At 71.9% G+C, this 1,557-nt stretch carries 1 protein-coding gene; it reads left to right on the forward strand.

Going from position 1 to position 1,557, the window contains the following annotated elements:
* The coding region (locus G6028_RS15985; protein WP_182659460.1) for an acyltransferase domain-containing protein at positions 1 to 1,557 on the forward strand (1,557 nt) is incomplete at both ends.

The raw sequence follows: 1,557 nt of genomic DNA on the forward strand, positions 1-1,557 counted from the left end.
CGGCCGGCGGCGCCCTGGTCAGCGCCGAGGGCGCACCCGTGACCCCGGCCGAGACGAGCCGCCAGCAGCGGGTGTCCACCGCGCTCATCGCGCCGCACGACATGACCGCCTTCGCGCTGGTCTCCGGCGACCACAACCCCATCCACGTCTCCGACACCGCGGCCGACCTCGCCGGCCTGGGTGGCGTGATCGTCCACGGAATGTGGCTCTCGGCCGCCGCGCAGCACGCGGTCCAGGCCTCGGACGGGAAGACCCCCGCCCTGCGGATCGCCGGCTGGACCGCCCGCATGCTCGCCCCGGTCCGACCGGGCGACCACATCAAGGTCCGTGCCGTCCAGACCGGCCGTCTCGCCGGCGGCCAGGTCCTCGAGGTCACGTGCACGGTCGACGGTGCCACCGTCATGGCCGCCACCGCCCTGACCGAGGCCCCGCGCACCGTCTACGCCTTCCCCGGCCAGGGCATCCAGGCCAAGGGGATGGGCATGGAGGGACGCACCCGCTGCCCGGCCGCCCGCGAGATCTGGGACCGCGCCGACGCGCACACCCGCGAGGCCCTCGGCTTCTCCATCCTGGCGCTCGTCCGTGAGAACCCGACCGAGGTGACCGTCCGTGGCACCGTCCACCGGCATCCCGACGGCGTGCTCTACCTGACCCAGTTCACCCAGGTCGCCATGGCGTGCCTCGCGGTGGCGCAGCGCGCCGAACTCGAGGCCGACGGGTTGTTCATCGACGGCGCCTACTTCGCCGGCCACTCGATCGGCGAGTACGACGCCCTGGCCGCCATCTCCGGCACGCTCGAGCTCGAGCCGCTGCTGGAGATCGTCTTCCAGCGCGGAGCGACCATGCACGAGCTGGTCCCGCGCGATTCCGAGGGCCGGTCCGACTACCGGATGGCCGCGATCCGGCCGTCGCAGATGGGCATCGGCGACGACGAGGTCGTGGACTGGGTGGCCGCCGTGGCCGAGGACTCGGGTGAGTTCATCGAGATCGTCAACTACAACCTCGCGGGATCCCAGTACGCGCTGGCCGGCACCGTCGCCGGCTGCAAGGCGCTGGAGAAGGCCGTCGAGCGTGAGCTCGAGCGGTCCGGGGGCAAGAACGCCTTCATCCTGGTGCCGGGCATCGACGTGCCCTTCCACTCCACCGTCCTGCGCGGCGGCGTCCCGGACTTCCGGGCCACCCTCGACGCGCTGATCCCGCACGACATCGACATCTCGGTGCTGGTGGGCCGCTACATCCCCAACCTGGTCCCGCGCCTGTTCAGCCTCGAGCGTGACTTCGTGCAGGAGATCGCCGACCTCGTGCCGGCCGACTCCCTCGCCGACGTCCTGGCCGACTGGGACTCCTGGTCTGCCACCCCGACGCGTCTGGGACGCCTCCTCCTGGTCGAGCTGCTGGCCTGGCAGTTCGCCAGCCCGGTCCGCTGGATCGAGACCCAGGAGCTGCTCTTCACGCCCGTGGAGCGCGGCGGACTCGGCATCGAGTGCTTCGTCGAGGTCGGTGTGGCGAACGCCCCGACCGTGGCGAACCTCGCCTCCAAGACCCTCGACCTGCCCA

The sequence above is a fragment of the Dietzia cercidiphylli genome, assembly GCF_014145145.1.
Taxonomy (GTDB): Bacteria; Actinomycetota; Actinomycetes; order Mycobacteriales; family Mycobacteriaceae; genus Dietzia; species Dietzia natronolimnaea.